Below are 21017 nucleotides of genomic sequence, written 5' to 3' on the forward strand. Positions count from 1 at the left end.
TATGTATCGGCAATTGTGTATGCCACTTAAGAACGTAATTGCACTATTCAAGATTGGCTGCCGGCCACCCGGCTTCGAATCCCTCTCTCTCCGCCATTAAAGAAAAATAAACCGTCCCGAAAGGCGCAGTTCAATAGGGAAACATTTTGAACCATACCCCAAACCGATACGGAAAAGCAGGAAGAGAGGCGTTGTCCCAAGACGGATGGCACCTCTCTTTCGTCGCAGTAGCAATGAGAAAATGATTAAATCATTTCTTCTATGGCGGTAACAAGCGCATCTATCGAAGTGCGTTTATGCGGGTTCAGTGTAATGTTCGCATCGGCTGGGACTGCATTTGCCACAACAAATTTCACTTTTTTCTCAATTCTATCGCCCCATTGCTTGCCTTGAGACCTAAAACAAGTGGCTACTCTGTCCGACCATTTTCCATTACTTCGAAATTCGCTTACATCAAGAGTAACTCCAAACTCGTCTAAAATTGCCTGTTTATATGCAGTTACGGCAAAACAGTCTTCTAACTCTGCGTTCGGAGAACCATTACATTTTGTATATGTAATATTTCTAATTGTTGCAAAACCTTGAATCTCTGCTTGCTCACCGGCTGCTCTGCCAGCATCATCATCATCTAAAAGAATATGATATTTACATTGAATGCTTCTATGTAAAGAAAGCTTATATGGTAAATTACCAGCACCGCCAACATGGTCAATAATAAAGGTTCCGGCATGCATTGCTCTTTTTATTTTCTCACTCATATTCGGAAGTAATTTCTCAAGAACAATTTTGTCTTCTTCTCCTTCAACCACTAAAATATACTCAGCGTTAATTAAGTTATCTGAAACAATTGTACCCAATACTTCGCGGATCTCTTTTATTTTTTTTACAGGGGTTGCCTTCCCTCCATCCACAATGATATTTTCTTGTAAGTTCATCCTATTGACGAACAACGGACTATGTGTAGTTAAAATAACTTGATAGTTTTTTGATAAATCTGATACTGTTTTATATAACTGCCGCGCTGCTTCTGGATGCAAATGCGATTCTGGTTCTTCAATTGCAATAACCGAAACCCTGTCTGGCCTATTAGATATATTAAGCATTGCAAGAGCAGCTAAGCTTTTTATTCCATCACCTTTAGATTGAATTGCTGTTGGGGTTCCATCATTAATAATAACTTCGATATTCCGGCGTAATGCTGCCCTCCGTTGGTCTTTCTGAATATGAATTTGCATATCTCTAACTGATGGTAGAAAGGTTTGTAGTGGTAAAACGATTCTAGCTGATATATCATCCAAAATTTGTTGTTGTAAACGTTCAATAGTGGCAGTTGCATTAATATAATCTGGATTTTCCTCCAAGGAATATAATTCTCGCTCAATAAGCCTTTCGAGAACCCTGATCGCATCGTTATCCGTTCTCACTGCAGGAATAAAATTAAAATCAATTTTATTACACACAAATTCGATTATTCGTTGCTTGTTTGTAGCATTAGCAAATGCTGGCGTGCCTCGTTTGGGGATATCGATTATGGCATCTGATTTACCCATAGAAACTCGAATAGGCAAGTTGCTATTTAAACGAATGCCAGTTGTGGTTCTAATAGTTTGCAATTCGTCATTTGTCAGCTCAAAAGTTAAATCAATAGATGAATTGCCATTAGGCTTTCGTTCCTGTAAAGAGATAGGAAAGTCCGATTCCCAATTATAGCGTACCCTTAATGAGCGAATGGATATGTGAGAAATTCGTGGATTTTCAGAATAGTATCTCATGATATCCATCGCTAAAGACAAAGCTCGTAAAATATTAGATTTTCCCTCATTGTTTTTTCCAACGAGAACAGTCAAATTACTCATTTGAATTTTATGAGCTGTCGTGATACTACGATAATTTGTAACTGAAAAACATATAAGTCTCATAATCTTTTCCTCTATTTCCCCAAAGTCAATATTTCATGAAATAAATCAACTCAACACCTTATCCAATAGCGCCGCATAACTGTCAACCACGTCATATACAACAGAATCCGTACTGATAGCTTTAAAATGCTCGCGAGCGCAGTGGATTTTTGCTTCCTCGACCATACGCAGCTGCATTGTGGACATGGAGCCTTTTGTCTCGGCAACAAAGTAGATATGCTTCACTTTGCCCTCGTGAAAAGCTATCGCCCAGTCGGGGTTATATTTTCCTACAGGTGTGCTAATAAAAAAGCCATTCGGCAGCTTTACATAGACCGCCACTTCATTGCTGGTATCAACGCTCTCCGCAAAGGTTCTCTCATTTGAGGAATCATATAGGATATGGTCATATAGATGCTTCTTCGTGGCTATTGCGTTCACACCAAGCTGTCCCTTTAATGATGGTTCGGTAAAAATGGTGGTATCATAAACGGCATCCAGCTTATTGTAAGTGATGTGCTGAATGATGGTCGTTGCTTTTTGCTCGTTAATGATCTGTGCTGCCTTAATAATGAATTCCTCCGGATTATTCGCAAACTGGTCAAATACAGCCTTTTCTATTCCACGCAGGATGCTTACAACAGCTTTTCTGGTAAGGCCAGTTTCGGCGACCACTTTACCGACGAGGTCATATTTTACCGCGCTGCTTGCGGAAATTTCAGCTTTGTAAACCTCGTTTTTCTCCTTCACGAAGGCTGACCCCTGTTGCAACTGTTCCCGTGATTGAATATCGGTCATCGACCCGGCTTCTACCTTGAAAAATATTTTAGATACACGCAGTTCCCGGTTCAGTGCCGATATTGCTTTCTGAATCAATTCATCCTGGTCAAAATCCACCACATATACAGACTTGGCGTTAATATTAGCCCATAACTTCTGGAATTCCGGCAAGCCCAGCTTGGATTTGTCAAGCTTCAATTCAACATTGTTTTTCCGTGCGTTCTCAGGCTGCATGGTCCGGCTGTCGTAAATAGAATCGAGAATTGCTATTATGGACTCTTTGCAATCGGCGGCTTCTTCGGCGATTTCAAGACTTCCGTTTTTCTTATCCTCATAATATTTGTCTGTAAGGATACCTTTCTTTACATATCCGCTGGTGATAAGCCCCTCGTAGATACTCTGGGCAAGGTCGATGTCTACAACCTGTTCAGCGCCGTCGGCATCTTTTATTACTTTGCTCTTAAAGAGATCTGCCGTTACCATTCGCGGCCTGTCGGCTACAGCCTCGGCAAGCTCGGTTTGAAGGCCTTTGGCGAAGCTGTCATAACTTTCGTTCGCAATAACGGTAAGAACATTCACGATATGGACATCCTCGCCCAGCAGGTTCATATCCATACGTTCTCCGTATTGATTTACAGAGAGGCGCAAGCCCCGCCCGACTTCCTGACGCTTGCGGATATCGCTGCCGCTCTGCTTGAGGGTGCATATCTGAAACACATTGGGATTGTCCCAGCCCTCACGGAGAGCAGAGTGAGAGAAAATAAATCTCACCGGCTCCCGGAGGTCCAGCAATCGCTCTTTATTTTTCATAATCAAGTCATAAGCGTCCGCATCGTCGGAGGTGCGCTCCTGCCTGTCGCCCAGCTTGCTGTCAATCATACGCTGGCTCTTTTTATCTATGGAAAAATATCCCGCATGGGTTTCCTCAGCCGTTATACCGTCAAGATATTTTAAATACTCATCGCCATCACCGATTTCAAGCTGAAGGTTACTGATCACTTGCTTGTATTCTTCCTCGAACATATCGGCATACAGACCATTAAAGGCTTGCCCGGAAGCATCGTACTGCTTGTACTTTGCAACTTCGTCAATGAAAAAAAGCGACAATACCTTAATGCCTTTATAGAACAACTGCCGTTCCCGCTCGATGTGAGAGAGGATGGTCTCGCGGATTTGGATGCGCCTGAGCTGCTCCTCACTGACTGCCCCGATAACATCACCGGCAAAGAGCTTGATGCCGTTTGTAAACTCGATGGAGCTGTCTCTTCCGTCAATCCGCAACACAGTGTATCCGTTTTTGTATTCTGCAAGCTCACCGGAATAGGGAAACAGGTTATATCCCTCGCCGACGGTACGCCGGGCCTTGCGGACACCGCTTGAACCTTTTACATCAAACTCAATAGTTGCAGTAGGGTTGCCCCTGGATAGGTTGATGCTTTCCAGATATACATATCCTTCGGTTGCCGTGCTGCCCGTAACAGAAATGCCCTTAACTGCAATCTTTTTGACCAGCTTTTTGTTGTAGGCTTCCATTGCGTCCAGGCGGTAAATCATATTATAAACGCTATCCTTCTTGTGTGTTGCAGAATAGCGCAGCGTAAACAGCGGATTGAATTCTTTCAGGCGCTCCTTTGTGGCAGCGCCTTCCACCGACTGAGGCTCATCGATGATCAGTATGGGATTTGTTTTCGCAAGAATATCAATGGGCTTGCGGCTTCTGAACTCATCCAGCTTCATGTAAATGCGGCGGGCATCCTTGCCGCGGGCGTTAAAGGCCTGTGAATTGATAATCATCACATTGATGGCGCTGTCTGAAGCGAAGCGGTCTATCTCCGTCAGCTGTGCGGAATTGTATATAAAATACCGGATTTTCTTTCCGTATTCCTCCGCAAAATGCTCCTCTGTAATCTGAAAAGATTTATATACGCCCTCGCGTATGGCGACGCTGGGAACAACGACAACGAACTTGCTCCAGCCGTAGCGCTTGTTCAGCTCGTACATGGTTTTAATATAGGTATAGGTCTTGCCCACGCCGGTTTCCATTTCCACAGTCAGGTTATACCGACCCTCCAATTGCTTGGAAGGCTCAATCTGATTGCTGCGCTGGATTCTGTTGATGTTTTCGAGGATAACCCCGTCGTTCAATTCCGGCACAAGCCTGGAGTTGCCAAAACCGGTAAAGCGTTCCGCTTCATCGAGCGCTATTTGCTCGTTTTTTACATAACCCCTGTCCATCCTATAGCTGGGCGTGAGGTACGGCTGTCCGGCAAACACGTCACATACCGCCTTTGCCGCATCTGCCTGGAATTTCTGATGCTTGAATTTCAGCTTCATTTGTCCTTGCCTCCTTCGCCCTTTAAGTATTTTGCCATCTCTCTATCAAATTGCGAAATATAGTCCCTGTCCTGTCGAACGCGGAACTGCTCGTAAATATCTTCCGCTTTTTTTACAGCATCCTCATGGGAAATCGTACCTTTGCCTTCAAGGACTTTCCGGCGGTTGTTCTTAAGAAAGTTATCCGTTTCACGCAACCAGTCCGCCATGCTCATCGGCACTTCATCCTCTGCCATTAATTCGGCATAGTCGATAAACATGGTTACAATACGGTTCAGTCGAGAAAGTTCCTTTTCGTTGAGGTAGTTCTTGGCAATAACCACATCCCGTTTGAGAATTTTGCCGTCCGGAGCCGCTTTCCATGTGGTCAGCCCCATTGTCGGATGTTCGAGGCTGACCCGCTCGGCAATCAGCTCGGCAGCGGTCTTTCCGGTTATGGCATAATGGAGCTTGTTCTGCACAAAGGAATAAAACTCTTTTGTCAAGCTGCTGTTTTTGTCATAGTCATAGCTGCATTGCTCGAACACATCGGCAATCTTCTGGTAGGCTCTCCTTTCGCTGGCGCGTATCTCGCGGATGCGCTCCAGCAGCTCGTCAAAGTAATCCTTGCCGAAAGGCTTGCCGTTTTTCAGCAATTCGTCATTCAGGACAAAGCCTTTTTGAATATATTCGTGCAGCGTTTTGGTTGCCCATTGGCGGAAGCGTGTCGCTTTTTTTGAGTTGACGCGGTAACCTACGGCGATAATCGCATCGAGATTATAGAAATCCACAAGCCGGGAAACCTCGCGGCCGCCTTCGATTTGAACTATTTCCTTTTTGGAAACAGTTGCTTCGCGGGTCAATTCTTCCTCGTCGTAGATGTTCTTCAAGTGTTTTGCTATCGCCGGCACTTGTACGTCAAACAGCTCCGCAATGGCTTTTTGCGTCATCCAAAAATTTTCGTCTTCAAAGCGTACCGAAACGGTCACGTTGCCGCTGTCCGTCGTATACAAAATGATTTTATCTTCCTGCTTCATATCAGATCACCCTCACGCTTGTGTTCGGAGCCAATAATTTGAAAATCTCCTCCACATTGATTTTTTCGGGCGAGCTGGCAAAACTGCTGTCGCGGAAAACAGCGCGCAGCGGCTGACGCCTGGCTATTTCCTTCACCACCTCATCGCTGATGTGCTTTTCAAAGCAGGCGATGAGGTCGCCGTCATTGTAGGTATGCACGGTGAAGCTGCCTATTTTCTCCTGCGTGTGAGGCATGGAGAGGGGCAATCCCCAATCCAACAGGCAGGCATAGAGCAGGTCCATATCGGTGCGGTCGTCTTTGATGTTGTCTTCCATCATTGAAAGCAAGTCCTGGGTATATTCGCTTGCCGCATAGTACACATCTTTCATATTCGTATCGTCCAATTTGAGCACGCGGAAGCCGATGTCGAGGTTTTCAATGCCAGCTTTATCTTTATTTTCTTCTTTGATCTTTTCCCCGGCACGCCGGATACGCTCCTTGCCGATTTCACAGATGTTTTTATAGCCAGCCTTGGCTGCCTCGCTGCCTTCGGGGCAGGGTTCGGGCAGCTGCACCATGATGAATTTGCGCTTGCCGCCGTCCTCGGCGTTAAGCTGCATTACCGCATGGGCGGTGGTGGCGGAGCCGGAGAAGAAGTCGAGGATGATACCGTTCTTTGTGTCTATGCGTGATGCAAGATAACGAATCAGCTCTACTGGTTTACTGTAACTGAAGCATGAACCTAATCCAAGAGTTTCAAGTAGTTTCGAGGCTTGCGTACTTGAAAATTCATCTATTATTCCCATTGGGCGTTGCGTTCGAGCAATGATATTACCTTCGTTGTCACAGTTTAAATATTGCTTACTATAAACTGTCCAAACACCGTTGGAGTCTTTCTTAATTTCAATAAATCCATTTTCGATACCCCATTCATATTTTGGCCTCGACCAGCGCCAGCAAGCCCGGCGCCCGATATTATTGTCGGCAGGCATAACAGTTGTTCCATCCGGACATTGTATAGGATAATCAAGCGAGGTTGAATACTGGATAGTTCCCATTCCCAATTTCTGTAAATAGTATTTGCCACGGGTGGAAACAAACTCGTCTTGTAGCTTATATCTATCTTCGTTGCCGACAGGGACACCAATAATATCAACAAACTCGATAGATTTAGCATAGCAAATAATATGTTCATGCTTAATGCGAAACAACTTACTATCAGAACTGCCGCCACCCTCTTTATTTGACCAAATTAAATCTGCTATGAAATTGTGTTCACCATAGACTTCATCACACATCTTTTTTAGCTGTGCCACTTCACCATCGTTAATTGAAATAAATATAACGCCGTTGTTCGCCAACAAATTTCTTGCTAGCACAAGCCTCGGATACATCATACTGCACCAGTCGGAGTGAAAGCGCCCGTTGCTTTCGGTGTTTCGGAACAAACGGTCACCATCCTCGTCATATACACCCGCTTCCTCTTCATATTCGTCTTTGTCCCGCGTGAAGTTATCACGGTAAACAAAATCATTACCCGTATTGTACGGCGGATCTATATAAATCATCTTCACCTTGCCAAGATAGCTCTCCTGCAACAGTTTCAGCACGTCAAGATTATCGCCCTCTATGTAAAGGTTTTCGGTAGTGTCCCAGTTTTTGCTTTCCTCCATGCAGGGGCGCAGAGTTTTGCGGATAGGCCTTCCTGCCTCTGCAATGGCAGCCCTTTTACCCACCCAGGTAAACTCGTAGGCTTCATCCTTGAAAAACTCCTCACCTATGTATGTGCGGAGCAAATCTACATTCACCTTTCCCTCGGCCACCACGCCGGGGAACAGCTCGGCCAGCTTTTTGCGGTTCTCGGCGGTGAGGTCTGGGGTTTCGAATTTTGGTTTATCCATTTAAGAGTGCCTCCTTATTTATAACATTTATTGCGGTTCTTATATGCCGTTCGTATCTTGTCAAACTCATTCGAATTGCTTTTTAATTCTTGGAGCTTCTCTTGCAAGAATTGAAGAGCAAATTCAGAAAACTTGTGAACTTTATTGCTTTTCGAAGTTGTGACTTCTATATGGTACTTCTTAGCCTCTTTCATTTTATAGTACCAAATCAGAGCGTAGAGGTCTTGCGTGGTAATGTTCAATTTCTCCGCTAACACTTTCTGTATGTATGGATAATCTTTATCGGGATCTAACTCGGGGACAGGGACTTCCTCCGCTAAGTCGATATTACCCGTCACCTTTATAACAGGAATACCCTCGGTTTCATTGAAACTGCCTTCTTTTATGAACTTTGCTTTTTTTAGCACCTGCGTGACCAATTTGCGCTCAAAGGCAACGTCCACGCCATACGGAGTTGTAATCTTACCATTGCTGTAATTAACGATACCAAGGTTCGCCGTTTCGCTTTTGCGGATTACCTCAAACAGTTTCAGCAAACCCTCGCGCTCTTTTGCCGCCCTCTCCTCGACGATTCGGTTCATCTCAGCAAACTTTATCTTTTCACTTCGAGCGCGGTATCGATAGAACACGTCACCACTCGTTATCCTTTCGCCGTTATCGGCTTTTTGTGCAATAATCGGCTTCTGCTCGGCTTCCTTAGTGTATATCCAGCCGATTTTCTTTTCGACCACCTTTGTTTCCGTTTCGCCGCCAGAGCCAGTTATAGGTTTTTCTGTCCGAATAATGAACGAGCCGCATTCCCAGTCAATCGCCGGAGCAAACAAAGTGTTGACGGCATCCGTAAATTGCTCCTGATTGAGGTTTTCAAAGTTGTCGTTCTTTAGCCCGACAACCTCGCGCGGATTGTCTTTAACGCCGAATATAATATAGCCTCCCCGATTGTTGGCATATGCCGCCATCGTCTTGGCATACTTCGCCGTGCTGTTCTTATTAAATGCTTCTTTAAACTCTACCGTGTTGCTCTCACGGCTTTTCAGGTTGCCGGAGGCAGTAACAGCGGACAGTATTTTTTTGATCTCATCTTCATGGCTCACTACTTCAACCCCTCCAATTCCTTCCTCAGCCGCTTCAACTCACCGTTGAGCGCAACCTGTATATTGAACTGCTTTTCGCGGCGCACCTTGTTCTCCAGTACGGCGATTTCCTTTTGCAGCTTCTGCCGCCGTTCATCGCGGGCGACCGCATCTTTCAAACCGCCTCCGGTTTTGTCCTCCAGCCTTTCCCCAGCAATCTGCCGGATAAAGCCTTCATATACGGCATCCGTGCTGAGTCCGTCTATCCGCAGCGATATCTCATTAACAGGCTGCCATTCGGTGTTATAATAAGTCCCCGGTTTGAAAGCCGCGGTACCGCCCTGGCTTTGTTCCTTATAGCCGATCCATGCCTGCATTTGCTCCTCATACACAAGCAGAAAGAGGATGTGATAGGGGATTTCCCTGTCAATCAGCTGCAGCACCCGCTTGTCAAGGCCGGGCTGGTTCAGGCGTATTTCTATGACCTCAATTTCCGCGACTGTTTCCCCTGCGGCAATATTCACCGTGGACGGCGCAATTTTGTTTCTCCAGTAAATCGCATTGATCTGTTCCACAAATACCCGCTTAAGCTCCGCAGTAACGGACAGGTTTTCATAGAACTTCTGTTTCGGTATTCGCCGGTTGAATACCGTACTTCCTGGTAAATCAAGCATACATGACACCTCCGGTCAGCGTATTACAAGAAAGCATATCAGCTCGAAATCATCCAGTCCCGTAATAGTTGTGTTCAGAGCTGAGGTACCCCCGCTTTTGAACAGGCTGTCTATATCGCTTTCTTCCTTTACGTCAATAATGGAGTTGATAGCATCGCTCAACAACTCGGAAAGACGGCGCATATCCCTGCCGTCCCTGGTTTCCTGATTGAATGCACGGCACAGGTCCGCCAGTGGTTTCGTCTTTCCCTTACAAAGATATCTCATCTTATCCAGCATTTCTTTTGGGGACAGATGGTCGCAGACGACTTCGCCGTCATCCGCAATATACACCATATAGAACGGGTGAAGCCGGTTCCGGTTGTCGATGTTCACGCCGCCGTTGATGTTTTTCAGCACAAATATCACGCCGGGCGGCGCATCGTCCTTCGCGGGAACAACCGCATGGAGACCGAGAGGGATCTTGTCCAAATCACCGTTATTCTTGATGTAGTCAAGCAGGTCAAGACGGAATTCATTCAATCCCAAGTCCATAATGGAAATGCCGCTGGACATATCCTCGATATCGACGACCTCCTCCTGCAGGCGCTTGAGCTGTGCTTTGCGGTATTCGAGATCGCCTTTTTCCTCCGAGTTGATAAGGTCGTCGTCTCCGGTGGAGGTCATGACGGATATCTTCATTCGGGTTTCTACACGGCTTTTCAGGTTTATGTAATCGTCAAGCGTCAAATCCGGCCAGAAGTTCACCAGCTGTATCCGCGCATTCCGGCTGCCGATACGGTCAATACGTCCGAACCGCTGGATGATGCGGACAGGGTTCCAGTGGATATCGTAATTAACCAAATAGTCGCAATCCTGAAGATTCTGGCCTTCGGAAATGCAATCGGTGGCGATGAGGATGTCGATACAGTCGGCTGACCCCGGCATAAGCAGCGCTTTATCTTTGGAAACAGGTGAAAAACAAGTCAGAACATTGTTGAAGGTCGCCCTGAATTTCGGGATCGTTGTTTTTCCGTCCACCGTGCCGGTTATCATGGCGGTGTTAAGACCGTATTTCTCCTTTATATATCCGCTCACATTCTGGTACAGGTATTCGGCAGTGTCGGAAAATGCTGAAAACACAAGTACCTTTTTATTGTCTGCATTGATGGGCTTTTCGATTTTCTCCGAAATGAGCGCAAGCAGGGTTTGAAGCTTTGTATCATGCTCCGGCGTAATATCTGCAACCATAAGCGTCAGCAGCTCCAGTACTTCCGAATCCTGCTGAAGCGAGTCACGCCAGGTAACATAGTCCATATCGTTAAGATCGATTTTTACTTTTTTACCGGTGGTGAAGAATTCGGTGTTCTGATCATCATAATCGAATTCGGTTTCTTCACTGAACTTAAGAATCTCAACATCAGCGTCTCCGCCGGCCTCGAACATATCAATTTCAGCGATTGTATCATCAATCAGCTTCTTTATGCGCTGGAGAGTCAGACGGAAAGAATAGACGGAGCTTTCCAGCCGTTTGAGAAGGTTGATACTCATCAGGCGGCGGATGCCCTGCTCTCGCCCCGCACGGTTGATATTGACGTCAGGGTCGACATACTTGTCCCGTCTGCTTTCAAAAACAAAATCTGTTGGAATATAGACTGCAAGATTAAGCTTCATAAGCTCGTCATATATCTCGTTATAATTTATGGCGTTGTCCAAATCGGTCAGGCTTGGCCGCAGAGACACAGGCTTGAGCCTTTCCGGGAATTTTCCGATGTCATTCATGTTATAATACTTTTCAATATGCTTTCGGGAGCGAGCAATGGTCACACTGTCCAGTACTTCAAAGAAGTCAAAGTCCAGCATCTTTAAAAGCGTAGCTGTTGTTCTCTTTTCCGGTCCTAAGTCGCTCCAGATATTAAATGCTCTTTGAGCATTACGGAAAATCTCATCAATTGGTTTCGATGTGTTCAATTTTTCATTTATCAGGCAGGAATTTCCCTCATAAGCGAGTGCAAGCTGATTGCGTAAGTCGACAAAACGGTTGTTTACTGGTGTTGCTGACAGCATAAGCACCTTTGACTCCACACCCGGACGAATAACCTTATTCAAGAGTCGGAGATAACGGTTTTCACGCGCATCATCTCCATAAACTTCGCCGCCATTACGGAAATTGTGGGATTCGTCGATGACTATAAGCCCGTAATTCTCCCAATATATTTTTTCCAGGTCATTGCCGTTTGACATGCCGTGTTCGCGCGAAAGGTCAGTGTGGTAAAGAACAGTGTATCCAAGCCGGTCGGAAATGAGCGGATTATTTTTATAGTGGCTCCTGAAAGTGTTCCAATTGTCTGCCAGTTTCTTCGGGCATAGTACAAGCACAGATTTGTTCTTTTTCTCATAGTATTTGATTACTGCAAGGGCAGTGAACGTCTTGCCAAGTCCTACACTATCGGCCAGAATGCAGCCGTTGTACTTTTCCAGCTTGTTGATAATGGCAAGCGCCGCATCTTTTTGGAAATCATATAACATACTCCAGATTTTACTCTCTTTAAATCCGGTCGCTTCGTTTGGAAGCACATCCTCGGAGATGTCTTCGAGGAATTCATTGAATATGTTGTAAAGAGCCACGAAATAAAGAAACTCCGCCGAGTTTTCGTTATAAGCGGCGGTGATGCTCTCGATGACCTCTTCAGTTACGTCCTGTAATTTCGTTCTGTCATTCCAGACACTTTCAAACAGCCGGACGAATTCCTGACTGTGCGGTGCAGGGAACTTGGTAACCATGTTGTAGCTGTTATTCCCCCGTTCGCATCCAATGTCCACGGTGGTGAAGCCGTTGAGCGGCATATATGTAATCTGTTCATTGCCGGTATCTATGTTGAGGAAACCGCCCATGTTCTCCGGCGTAGTATTTGACTTGAACTTAACCTTTTTTCTGATCCAATCGGCACATTCACGGGCGATTGCTTTCTGCGTTAATTCGTTACGCAGCTTCACTTCAAATTCTGTTCCGTAAAGGCTGCGCTCACGACTTAAGCGGGGGATATAAAATTCGCGTTTTTCTTTAGGTGCTTTTTCAGTGACAAAGGCAGGCGATGTGAATATGAAACGAAGCTCGTCAATATTGTCAAATTGTTTTTTCAAAACCTGGTATGCGTATATGGAAAAACAAGCAGCAGCAATCGAAAGGCGGCTGCCCTTTTCGATTGTAACCGCTAAATCATTCTTCACAGTTTTTGTTATATTATCAAAAATTTCCATAGTGGGCTCCTTTATTGGCTATATGTTTATTTATTTTGTGTTGTCCTGCAGGTCCGGAACTAATTCCATAATGTCTCCGAAATCAACGCCGAGAGTGGCACATACTTTAATCAAGACTTCCATGCTGACATTCTCATGATTTGAGAGCTTGGCAATGGTGGTTGAACTTAATCCGGATGCCAATTGCAGATCCTTCTTTTTCATATCTCTATCAATAAGGAGCTTCCATAATTTTTTATAACTTACTCGCATATTCGCCACCCATTTCCTAAGTTTCAACTTATTATACCAAAATTTGCATGTGCTTTACAATATATTTTACGCATTTGTAAAGATTTCGTTTATATTTATTCTACATTTAAGCAGTTTTAAAGAAATATATGTAGCTATCTCCCTCCGTCTGTGGTAGTGTCTGTTGCTGAAGGGAGATGGTATATTGAAAAAGCTAATTATCGTCGGAATAGGCATTATCGCCTGTGTCGCATTGTGTGCCACTGTGTGGCCTCGGAACGCCGAGGTCGGAGATTTACCCGCCGAGCCTGAAAAAACCGCCGTAATCTCTGAAATTGAGGCGAGTCAAAAAGAAGTGTCGCCATTTATTCTTTCTGATGATACTCCTGTTGCCGAGCCGAAGACTGTTGCCAAAAATGAGCCAACGAAAAACGAGGTAATAAAGGCAGAAGAAAAAACTCAACCCTCTGCACCATCAAAACAAGCATCGCCGCCAGTGGTAACTTCTAAATCGTCAGCACAGCCGTCATCCAGCCAAAAGTCCGGCGACAGAGCTATCATCGACGGTAAGCCACATATATGGATACCCGGCTTCGGTTGGATTGAAGATCATGGAGGCGGGAGTATCGGGATCACCATTGACGGTGAAGGCGATATTAATAAGCAGGTTGGCGTCATGGGCGGCGGCACGACAGTCGGCAATCCCGGCGACGAGCTCACAGGAAACAAGGTTGGTATCATGGGAGGCGGAACCGTCGCCGAGGATATGTACGAGAACGGACATAAAATAGGGATTATGGGTGGCAATGAATCATCGTCAAGTGAGGCAACCCCTCCGCCATCTGAGCAACCGGAGCCGGTTGATGGAGAAATTCTTATCGTGTTTCTCGAAGTACCGGAGAAGAATAGCATCCCGCCTCCATATAAACCAAACACAACACATCCAACGAATCCATAAGAATTACTGAACGAGCGCATAAAGTCGTAACAGGCCAAATACGCTCGTTCTTTCTGCTGTTCGTATTACTGCTGTTTTGATGCTGTCAGTTACATTCCAATCTGTTCGTCTCCGATGGATTTAGTACGCTGTCAGCGAACCTTTATGTCTTTAAAAATCTGCATCATCTCACATTTTGTCGTAAATCTCCTTAAGCTCGTAATCGGATATCTTTCCGGCTTCAGCTTTGTCCTTATATTCAAGTGCCAGTGCAACGGCGGCGTTCCATTCATCGACAGATAGCTTGCCTCTTGCCCGGCGTGTTTTTAACCGGTTATAAACCTTGTCATACTCAAGACGCGCAGGAGTTTTTCCTTCCTTGCGCGCTTCTTTTTTATGAGCTCCAACCTTGCGGCAAGTCTTTCCTGTTTCGCCAGGCGCGATATTATTGCAGTAGCAGGTATCATACCCTTTGTTCAACAGGAAATAGCGCCCGCAGTTGTGGCAGCGGCGCGGCATGTTTCCCGCAATAAGTCCCCGGTAGAAATCCGTATAAAGAAAATGTGAAAGATAGGAAAACTCAACTTCTTCTGCTATCATAGGCTTTCCTTTGCCTTGCGGATGCCGCAATGGAGTAAACCTGACCTTGACGGGAAACCCCTGCTCAAAAGGCAAGTCACCAAATAACAGTTCACCGGCATCGGCCATGTCCCGATAATATTTTGAATAGGCTTGTGCATATGCCTCGCTGTTACGGCGCGTTAGGTTTTCAAAATACAATTCCAGCATCCCTGCTATCTGGCCTCTGAAGTTACGGATGCTTTCCGCAAAGTATTCCATCTTGTCGAGAAATTCAATAAACATTTTGTTACCCTGGGAATTATCCTGAAATACCTCAGCCCATTTCTGTTTGTCTGCAAGCAGCATGGGGAGCAGATTGAGCGAATTGCGTTTATCAAACGGAAGATCACGAAAGAACGGTAAAGTAAATATAACATCCCAAACGGCGTTCAGTTTTTCCTGCAAGGGAATAACCGCGTCGTTGTTTTTATTTATAAACAGCGCTCGCATTCCTATTGTGAATTCTCTGACCCGTTTATCAATCTCAGCTAAAATCTGTTCGTCCATATTCAAAAAATCTGTTGTTATCTGCCCAAGCGGGAAGGATGCACCACCTCCAAGCATCACATTATCTTCCCAAAATAAAACAGAGAATTGGTCATAAGCATTCACTTTCATGGCAACCTCCTGTATCCGATAGGTTTTCGCAATGTACCTGACATCGCTTCAACCACTTGTGCATAGAAACCTTTTTTGCTATTTTGATTGTATCCGATATAAACACATTATTCAATCGGTAACACAAGCGGATACATCGATCCACGAAAAATTCAATAGCCGCAGCCGGAGTAGATACTTTCAGGCGAAGTATGCCAAGACCTTGTAAAAACAAGCGAGCGTGCCAATGAAATGAGAACGCCGTGTTGGTCACGCAAGGCCGCAGGGCGAACCTGGCCGGGAGCGCGGTGTAAATCTCTTTACGGACGGAGGTGAGAACATGCAGAAAAAGAAATCAAGGCTGATCCGCATGAGCGACATTGCAACCGAAGAAGTGCAATGGCTGTGGTATCCATACATCCCTTACGGAAAGGTCACCATCATTCAGGGCGATCCCGGAGAAGGAAAAACCTCTTTTGTTCTGGCGATGATCGCACTGCTGACCAACGGCGAACCGCTGCCGGAGGAAGAAGCGGCTAGTCCGCCTATCAACGTCATCTACCAGTCGGCGGAGGATGGGCTGGCTGACACAATCAAACCCCGGCTGGAACAATCAGGCGCGGACTGTTCCCGGGTGCTGGTCATCGATGAGTCCGATCAAGAGCTAACATTGTGCGATGAGCGGCTGGAGCAGTCTGTTCAGGAAACGGATGCGCGTCTGATTGTACTCGATCCGCTGCAGGCCTATCTCGGTTGTGATGTGGACATGTACCGTGCCAACGAGGTGCGTCCGGTGATTAAACGTCTTTGTTCCATGGCGGATCGCACCGGCTGCGCTGTCATCCTCATTGGCCACATGAACAAGGCACAGGGATTGAAAGCTTCTTACCGTGGTTTGGGTTCCATCGATTTCCGGGCAGCGGCAAGGAGCGTGCTTCTGGTCGGGAGATTGAAAGATAACCCAAGTATCCGGATCGTTGCCCATGATAAAAGCAGCCTCGCCCCAGAAGGAAAGTCTATCGCGTTTTCCTTGGATGCGGAGAACGGTTTTCAGTGGAAAGGATACTGCAACGCCACGGTGGATGAAGTTCTCTCCGGCACTGGCTCCGTACAGACCAAGACGATGCTGATGGAGGACGAATTGAAAAAGTTGCTGATCGATCCCGTTCCCGTAGAAAAAGTGTTCATGAGGGCAACAGAGTTGGGTATTTCGGAGCGCACCGTCAACATTGCAAAGAAGAATGTCGGCGCTCAGTCTGTGAAGCTGGGGAGCCAATGGTACTGGCAGCTTCCTGATTCAAGGATGTAAGGGTGCAATGTCTTATATACTTTGCATCCTTGCATCCTTCCTGAAGATCCACAGAGCGAATTGTAACCAAGTGGGCTAACTTTGAGGCATGGCGGAGGCAGGCATCGGCGGAAAGTATACCATGTTGGCTAATTTTCACGCAGTCTGCGGCAAAACAGGCAGAACTTGCACCAACATGGCTCACATTTGGCGCTTACAAAATTCGGACAAACGAAACTTAAACCAACTTGGCTCACTTTTTTGTGAAGTGCGAACAACCAGCAAGCAACAGCCAGTATTCACCTCCTGTTCGCCTCTGTACCGCCTTTTCCCGGCAGGATGATACCCATACACCCACAGGCAGGACAATGCCATTGTCGGGACTTTGTGCGGGAGTGGCGGCGCAATCAGTTGCTACCTTTATTCAGTCTATTTCAGGAGGTGAACCATACGGTCGAAAATGAAGCTGGTTAAAGGCAGGTGGTCGCAACGCGACCTCCCGCCGCTCACACCGCCCCGCAATGCGGGTCGAGGAACGTAAAGAAGGTACACCTAAAACAGGGCTTTGACACGCCGCAGGTGCCCGAATTACATAAAAACACGAAAAGAATCCCCGTAGTAAGGCATTTGTCCGGGTGCACCCTGCAGGTGGTATGTAAAAAAGATTCAAAGGAGGACTCACAATGACAGAAGAAAACAAAAAACGTATTCCGCTCTGGCTCTATCCTTCTACACTGGAAAGCGTTGACCGATGGCAAGAGCAGGACAACTGCAAAAGCCGGAGCGAGTTTATTGAAAAAGCCGTCCGTTTTTACTGCGGATATATTTCGGCGGGCGACGCTGCGAGATTTCTGCCGGCTGCCATAACCTCCGCCGTGACAGGCGCGGTCGACGCGTCTGAAAACCGTACCGCCCGTCTGCTGTTCAAGCTGGCGGTTGAGATGTCCATGATGATGAATATCCTTGCCGCGAATGTGGACATAGATGAAACAACACTTGGCAGACTCCGTGGAAAGTGTGTGCAGGACGTCAAGCGTTCCGTCGGCAGCGTAAATTTTGAGGACGTTTATCATTTCCAGAAGGACAGGTAGATACGGCAAAAGCCTTCTACTGATTGAATTTTTGCAGATTTTATGCTATACTGAATATGAAAATGAGGTGTTTTTGATGAAAGATCTGGAGAGAATGATTGAAGATGTGAACGCCTCCATGGCGATGGAGGGCATGCCCCTCACCGAGGAAGATAAAGCGCGGATGCGGTATTGCGCCGGAGATAAAAAGAAAACGGATCAGGTTGTCGCTGAACTGATACGGAAGCATTCGGTCAAAGCGGAGGACGTTCATGAACAGAAATTATGAATATGACTATGAATGGGATAGCAGATACTGCTATCCCAAATCTTTTGTACTGAAAAACAAGCTGGGCATAATGGACGCCGAACAACTGCGCATTGCGGAAAGGGAAATCGCCTCCGTTCGGATACTGGAGGCAAGGGTCAATCCCATTCCCGGCAGGTTTGATCTAAAGCATCTGCGGGACATACACCGGTACATTTTCAAAGATATCTATGAATGGGCGGGCGAACTGCGGTGGGTGAACATCTCAAAGGGAAATCAGTTCTGCCTCTATCCGTACATAGAATCCAATGCAACCAAGCTGTTTGGCAGGCTGAAAAAGGAGATGTATCTGACCGGCACTTCGGAAAATGAGATACCCTTCCGCTTATCCTTTTATCTCAGTGAGATCAATGTGATCCATCCGTTTTGGGAAGGCAACGGGCGGGTACAAAGGCTTTTTATACAGTACCTTGCCGAAAACGCGGGATACCAGGTAGACTTTTCGCAGGTTACCGGCAGGGAAATGATCGAGGCCAGCGCGGAAGCCTTTGCATGTCATTACAATAAAATGGATGCGCTTTTTCAGCGGATCACCACGCCCTTACAGGAGCCAACGATGGGACAAACCTTCCGATTAGAATAAGATATGGCACAAACAGGCAGTCCTACTAAAAAGAAGAGAGGACTGTTTTGTTTTACTCTGCACTTCAAAGAAAGGATAATGATCAATTATGGATATGATGAAAAGTCAGTCATTTTTTAATGCTTACGCATTTCCCGGATGCGTTATCGTGCTTCGGGACAAGCATCCAAAGACATCACAAACCGAGAGAGTGTTTGAAAAATACGGCATAATGAAACGGCGGATATGGGTCAGGCGGGTCAAAAACGCCAACCGGCACTACCTTGAAACCGGTCTTTGCGGCAGCTATGACACGGCTGGAATTGTTGACAGCGAGCTTGACGGCAAGCCGGTCACGCTGTTCGAGGATACGGAACTGAAAGAGGAACCGGACTATATTTGCTTGGAACGCAGGATGATTGTAGGCGGAAAAAAGTTCGTCATAAGCTCGGTGTTCCCGAAGGATGCACACCTAACCCCAACCGACAAGCTGCTTTCCCTTATTGATAAAGAACAGGAAACAGAACGGAATTCTTTCTGAAATCCGCTAGACTTGTGGCAAATCCTTCGGTATGATTGAAATTGCGGAAACTCCGCAATCCCATTTTCCGTATCGGTTTGCCATCAAGAAGGAGGTATTTATGAAACAGGCAAACCAAAAATATACAATACTTTACGCAAGGCTCAGTCAGGAGGATGACCGCGAAGGCGAATCCAACAGTATCCAAAACCAGCGGATGATGCTGGAGAAATATGCCGCCGACAACGGCTTTGAAAACACCTTATTCCTTTCTGACGATGGCTACAGCGGCACGAATTTCAACCGTCCGGGATGGAATGAGTTGATGAGGCTGGTGGAAAACGACAAAGTGGCGACCATCATCGTCAAGGACATGTCCCGGTTAGGGAGAAACTACTTGCTGGTCGGACAGTACACCGAGATGGTTTTCCCCAGCTATGGCATCCGCTTCATCGCTGTCAACAACAATGTGGACAGCCTTTACGGCGACAATGATTTTACCCCGTTCATGAATCTGTTCAATGATTTTTACGCTAAAGATACCAGCCGGAAGATCCGTGCGGTTAAGAAAGCACAGGCGGAACGGGGCGAACGTGTGGCGACCAGAGCGCCCTACGGCTACAAAAAAGACGAGAACGATCCGAAAAGAAAGATTATACCAGATGAGGATGCCGTGCCGGTTGTGCAAAGGATTTTCAGCCTCTGCGCCGGAGGGAAAGGACCCAGCCAGATCGCAAGGCAGCTTAAGAAAGAACAGATTCTCACACCCGGTAATTATTACTACCATAAAACCGGTGTGCTTCTGACCGGCGTGGACACCACTAGGCCCTATGACTGGAGCAATACAACAGTAGCCAGCATTCTGGAGGACGAGGTCTATCTGGGACACACTATCAGCCTGCAGTCTACCACGATATCCTACAAAAACAAGAAGCGGATCGAGCGCCCCAAAGCGGAACAGCTTCGGTTTGAGAACACCCACGAGCCGCTGGTGACTAAAGAAACCTGGGATATCGTGCAGGACATCCGAAAGCACAAGCGGCGCAGGGCGAACATGGCGGAACAAAACATGTTCTCCGGTCTGGTCTACTGCGCAGACTGCGGCGGGACGATGGTACTCCATCGGGCGCATACCATGGACGCAGTGAAAAACAACTTCATGTGCTCCACCTACAAGAAGCGCGGTAAGGAAATGTGCACCGCTCATTACATCCGGGAAATCCAGCTGTCGACAATCGTTCTGGACGATCTGCGCCGGGTTACCCATTTCGCCAGGCAACAGGAGGCATTGTTCATCCGGCATATCAACCAGAGAAACAGTGCCGAAACCAAACGGGAGATCGACCGGCTCCAGCGGGAGCTGGATGCAATGCGCCGCAGAGAAACCGAACTGGCAGCCTTATTCAAGCGGCTCTACGAGGACAATGTGCTGGGTCGTATTACCAACGAGCAGTTCCGGATGCTGTCCACCGACTACACCAATGAGCAGGACAGCCTGAAGGAACGAATTCCCCAGGCTGTGGAGCGAATAAACAAACTCCAGGAGTCTATCTCCAATGTCTCCCGGTTTGTTGAGAAAGCCAAACGCTATACCGAGATTCCGGAGCTGACCGGCGAGCTTCTGCACCTGTTTATCGAGCGCATTGAAGTGGGCGAACGCGGCGAGCGTTATTCCAGAACAGCGGAACAAAAGATTGTCATACGTTACAGAGACATCGGCATTCTCGGCGCATTTGCTGAAGAAGCACAGAAAATAGCCGGTTAACGGCAAAGGCAGACAGCGGAATCTGCTGCCTGCCTTTACAAAACCCATGGTTCAGTATGTGTCCCTATGAACACGGACATAAGGGGCGGTTTTGTTTTTCTTTAATGAAGAAATTTGGAAGGGATTCGAACCCGCGAGGGCAATTTGCGTTAAGAAAATGCTCCTGTGCGAGCATTTTTAGCAAATTGTAGGAGCCCGGCA

Annotated in this window: 16 protein-coding genes; 7 read left to right on the forward strand and 9 right to left on the reverse strand. The window is 46.6% G+C overall.

Annotation, left to right across the window (positions count from 1 at the left end):
- Positions 1-245: 245 nt before the first annotated feature.
- Genes NC238_10095 through NC238_10130 form a run of 8 tightly spaced genes read right to left on the reverse strand, consistent with a single transcriptional unit; the run spans position 246 to position 13149 of the window.
- The gene (locus NC238_10095; protein MCM1566279.1) at positions 246-1919 is read right to left on the reverse strand and encodes an AAA family ATPase; all 1674 of its coding nucleotides are present in this window, start codon (positions 1917-1919) and stop codon (positions 246-248) included.
- Between the two features lie 45 nt (positions 1920-1964).
- Positions 1965-5012, reverse strand: coding sequence for a DEAD/DEAH box helicase family protein (locus NC238_10100; protein ID MCM1566280.1), 3048 nt, complete (start codon positions 5010-5012; stop codon positions 1965-1967).
- Entirely contained in the window at positions 5009-6028 is a 1020-nt protein-coding gene (locus NC238_10105; protein ID MCM1566281.1) for a virulence RhuM family protein, read from the reverse strand. Before NC238_10105 ends, NC238_10100 begins: the two co-directional genes overlap by 4 nt.
- Before the next feature lies 1 nt (position 6029).
- Positions 6030-7910: a site-specific DNA-methyltransferase gene (locus NC238_10110; protein ID MCM1566282.1), complete on the reverse strand. Its 1881-nt coding sequence runs from the start codon at positions 7908-7910 to the stop codon at positions 6030-6032.
- A 14-nt stretch (positions 7911-7924) separates the two neighbouring features.
- Positions 7925-9004 carry an ATP-binding protein gene (locus NC238_10115; GenBank protein ID MCM1566283.1) on the reverse strand — a complete coding sequence of 360 codons (1080 nt, stop codon included), beginning with the start codon at positions 9002-9004 and terminating at the stop codon, positions 7925-7927.
- Positions 9004-9657 (reverse strand): DUF4391 domain-containing protein, encoded by a 654-nt coding sequence (locus tag NC238_10120; GenBank protein MCM1566284.1) that lies wholly within the window; start codon positions 9655-9657, stop codon positions 9004-9006. The genes NC238_10115 and NC238_10120 overlap by 1 nt, the downstream gene beginning before the upstream one ends.
- Positions 9658-9672: 15 nt before the next feature.
- Positions 9673-12897, reverse strand: a complete 3225-nt coding sequence (locus tag NC238_10125) for an SNF2-related protein (GenBank protein MCM1566285.1) — start codon at positions 12895-12897, stop codon at positions 9673-9675.
- Between the two features lie 30 nt (positions 12898-12927).
- Positions 12928-13149, reverse strand: coding sequence for a helix-turn-helix transcriptional regulator (locus NC238_10130; protein ID MCM1566286.1), 222 nt, complete (start codon positions 13147-13149; stop codon positions 12928-12930).
- A 184-nt stretch (positions 13150-13333) separates the two neighbouring features.
- Between NC238_10130 and NC238_10135 the strand changes: the two genes are divergently transcribed.
- On the forward strand, positions 13334-14086 hold the full coding sequence (locus NC238_10135) for a hypothetical protein (protein MCM1566287.1): 753 nt from the start codon (positions 13334-13336) through the stop codon (positions 14084-14086).
- Between the two features lie 168 nt (positions 14087-14254).
- Here the strand turns inward: NC238_10135 and NC238_10140 are convergent, their stop codons facing one another.
- Complete coding sequence (locus tag NC238_10140; protein ID MCM1566288.1) at positions 14255-15304, reverse strand: DUF6076 domain-containing protein; 1050 nt, start codon at positions 15302-15304, stop codon at positions 14255-14257.
- A gap of 319 nt (positions 15305-15623) precedes the next feature.
- Here NC238_10140 and NC238_10145 point away from each other — a divergent pair, with 319 nt between their 5' ends.
- The 6 genes from NC238_10145 (at position 15624) to NC238_10170 (ending at position 20816) form a co-directional block, all read left to right on the forward strand.
- Positions 15624-16592 (forward strand): AAA family ATPase, encoded by a 969-nt coding sequence (locus NC238_10145; GenBank protein ID MCM1566289.1) that lies wholly within the window; start codon positions 15624-15626, stop codon positions 16590-16592.
- 662 nt (positions 16593-17254) lie between these two features.
- Positions 17255-17662: a ribbon-helix-helix domain-containing protein gene (locus NC238_10150; protein ID MCM1566290.1), complete on the forward strand. Its 408-nt coding sequence runs from the start codon at positions 17255-17257 to the stop codon at positions 17660-17662.
- Between the two features lie 76 nt (positions 17663-17738).
- Positions 17739-17930, forward strand: a complete 192-nt coding sequence (locus NC238_10155) for an antitoxin VbhA family protein (GenBank protein MCM1566291.1) — start codon at positions 17739-17741, stop codon at positions 17928-17930.
- Entirely contained in the window at positions 17914-18552 is a 639-nt protein-coding gene (locus NC238_10160) for a Fic family protein (GenBank protein ID MCM1566292.1), read from the forward strand. The genes NC238_10155 and NC238_10160 overlap by 17 nt, the downstream gene beginning before the upstream one ends.
- Before the next feature lie 88 nt (positions 18553-18640).
- The gene (locus NC238_10165; GenBank protein ID MCM1566293.1) at positions 18641-19072 is read left to right on the forward strand and encodes a hypothetical protein; all 432 of its coding nucleotides are present in this window, start codon (positions 18641-18643) and stop codon (positions 19070-19072) included.
- A gap of 100 nt (positions 19073-19172) precedes the next feature.
- Positions 19173-20816, forward strand: a complete 1644-nt coding sequence (locus NC238_10170) for a recombinase family protein (GenBank protein ID MCM1566294.1) — start codon at positions 19173-19175, stop codon at positions 20814-20816.
- The last annotated feature ends 201 nt before the right edge of the window (positions 20817-21017 follow it).

The sequence above is a fragment of the Dehalobacter sp. genome, from assembly GCA_023667845.1.
GTDB lineage: Bacteria > Bacillota > Desulfitobacteriia > Desulfitobacteriales > Syntrophobotulaceae > Dehalobacter.

Coding starts and splice junctions, on each gene's coding strand:
- NC238_10145 (MCM1566289.1), top strand. CDS start 15,624: ATGCAGAAAAAGAAATCAAGGCTGATCCGCATGAGCGACATTGCAACC.
- NC238_10140 (MCM1566288.1), bottom strand. CDS start 15,304: ATGAAAGTGAATGCTTATGACCAATTCTCTGTTTTATTTTGGGAAGAT.
- NC238_10105 (MCM1566281.1), bottom strand. CDS start 6,028: ATGAAGCAGGAAGATAAAATCATTTTGTATACGACGGACAGCGGCAAC.
- NC238_10100 (MCM1566280.1), bottom strand. CDS start 5,012: ATGAAGCTGAAATTCAAGCATCAGAAATTCCAGGCAGATGCGGCAAAG.
- NC238_10150 (MCM1566290.1), top strand. CDS start 17,255: ATGACAGAAGAAAACAAAAAACGTATTCCGCTCTGGCTCTATCCTTCT.
- NC238_10110 (MCM1566282.1), bottom strand. CDS start 7,910: ATGGATAAACCAAAATTCGAAACCCCAGACCTCACCGCCGAGAACCGC.
- NC238_10125 (MCM1566285.1), bottom strand. CDS start 12,897: ATGGAAATTTTTGATAATATAACAAAAACTGTGAAGAATGATTTAGCG.
- NC238_10095 (MCM1566279.1), bottom strand. CDS start 1,919: ATGAGACTTATATGTTTTTCAGTTACAAATTATCGTAGTATCACGACA.
- NC238_10160 (MCM1566292.1), top strand. CDS start 17,914: ATGAACAGAAATTATGAATATGACTATGAATGGGATAGCAGATACTGC.
- NC238_10170 (MCM1566294.1), top strand. CDS start 19,173: ATGAAACAGGCAAACCAAAAATATACAATACTTTACGCAAGGCTCAGT.
- NC238_10120 (MCM1566284.1), bottom strand. CDS start 9,657: ATGCTTGATTTACCAGGAAGTACGGTATTCAACCGGCGAATACCGAAA.
- NC238_10130 (MCM1566286.1), bottom strand. CDS start 13,149: ATGCGAGTAAGTTATAAAAAATTATGGAAGCTCCTTATTGATAGAGAT.
- NC238_10165 (MCM1566293.1), top strand. CDS start 18,641: ATGGATATGATGAAAAGTCAGTCATTTTTTAATGCTTACGCATTTCCC.
- NC238_10155 (MCM1566291.1), top strand. CDS start 17,739: ATGAAAGATCTGGAGAGAATGATTGAAGATGTGAACGCCTCCATGGCG.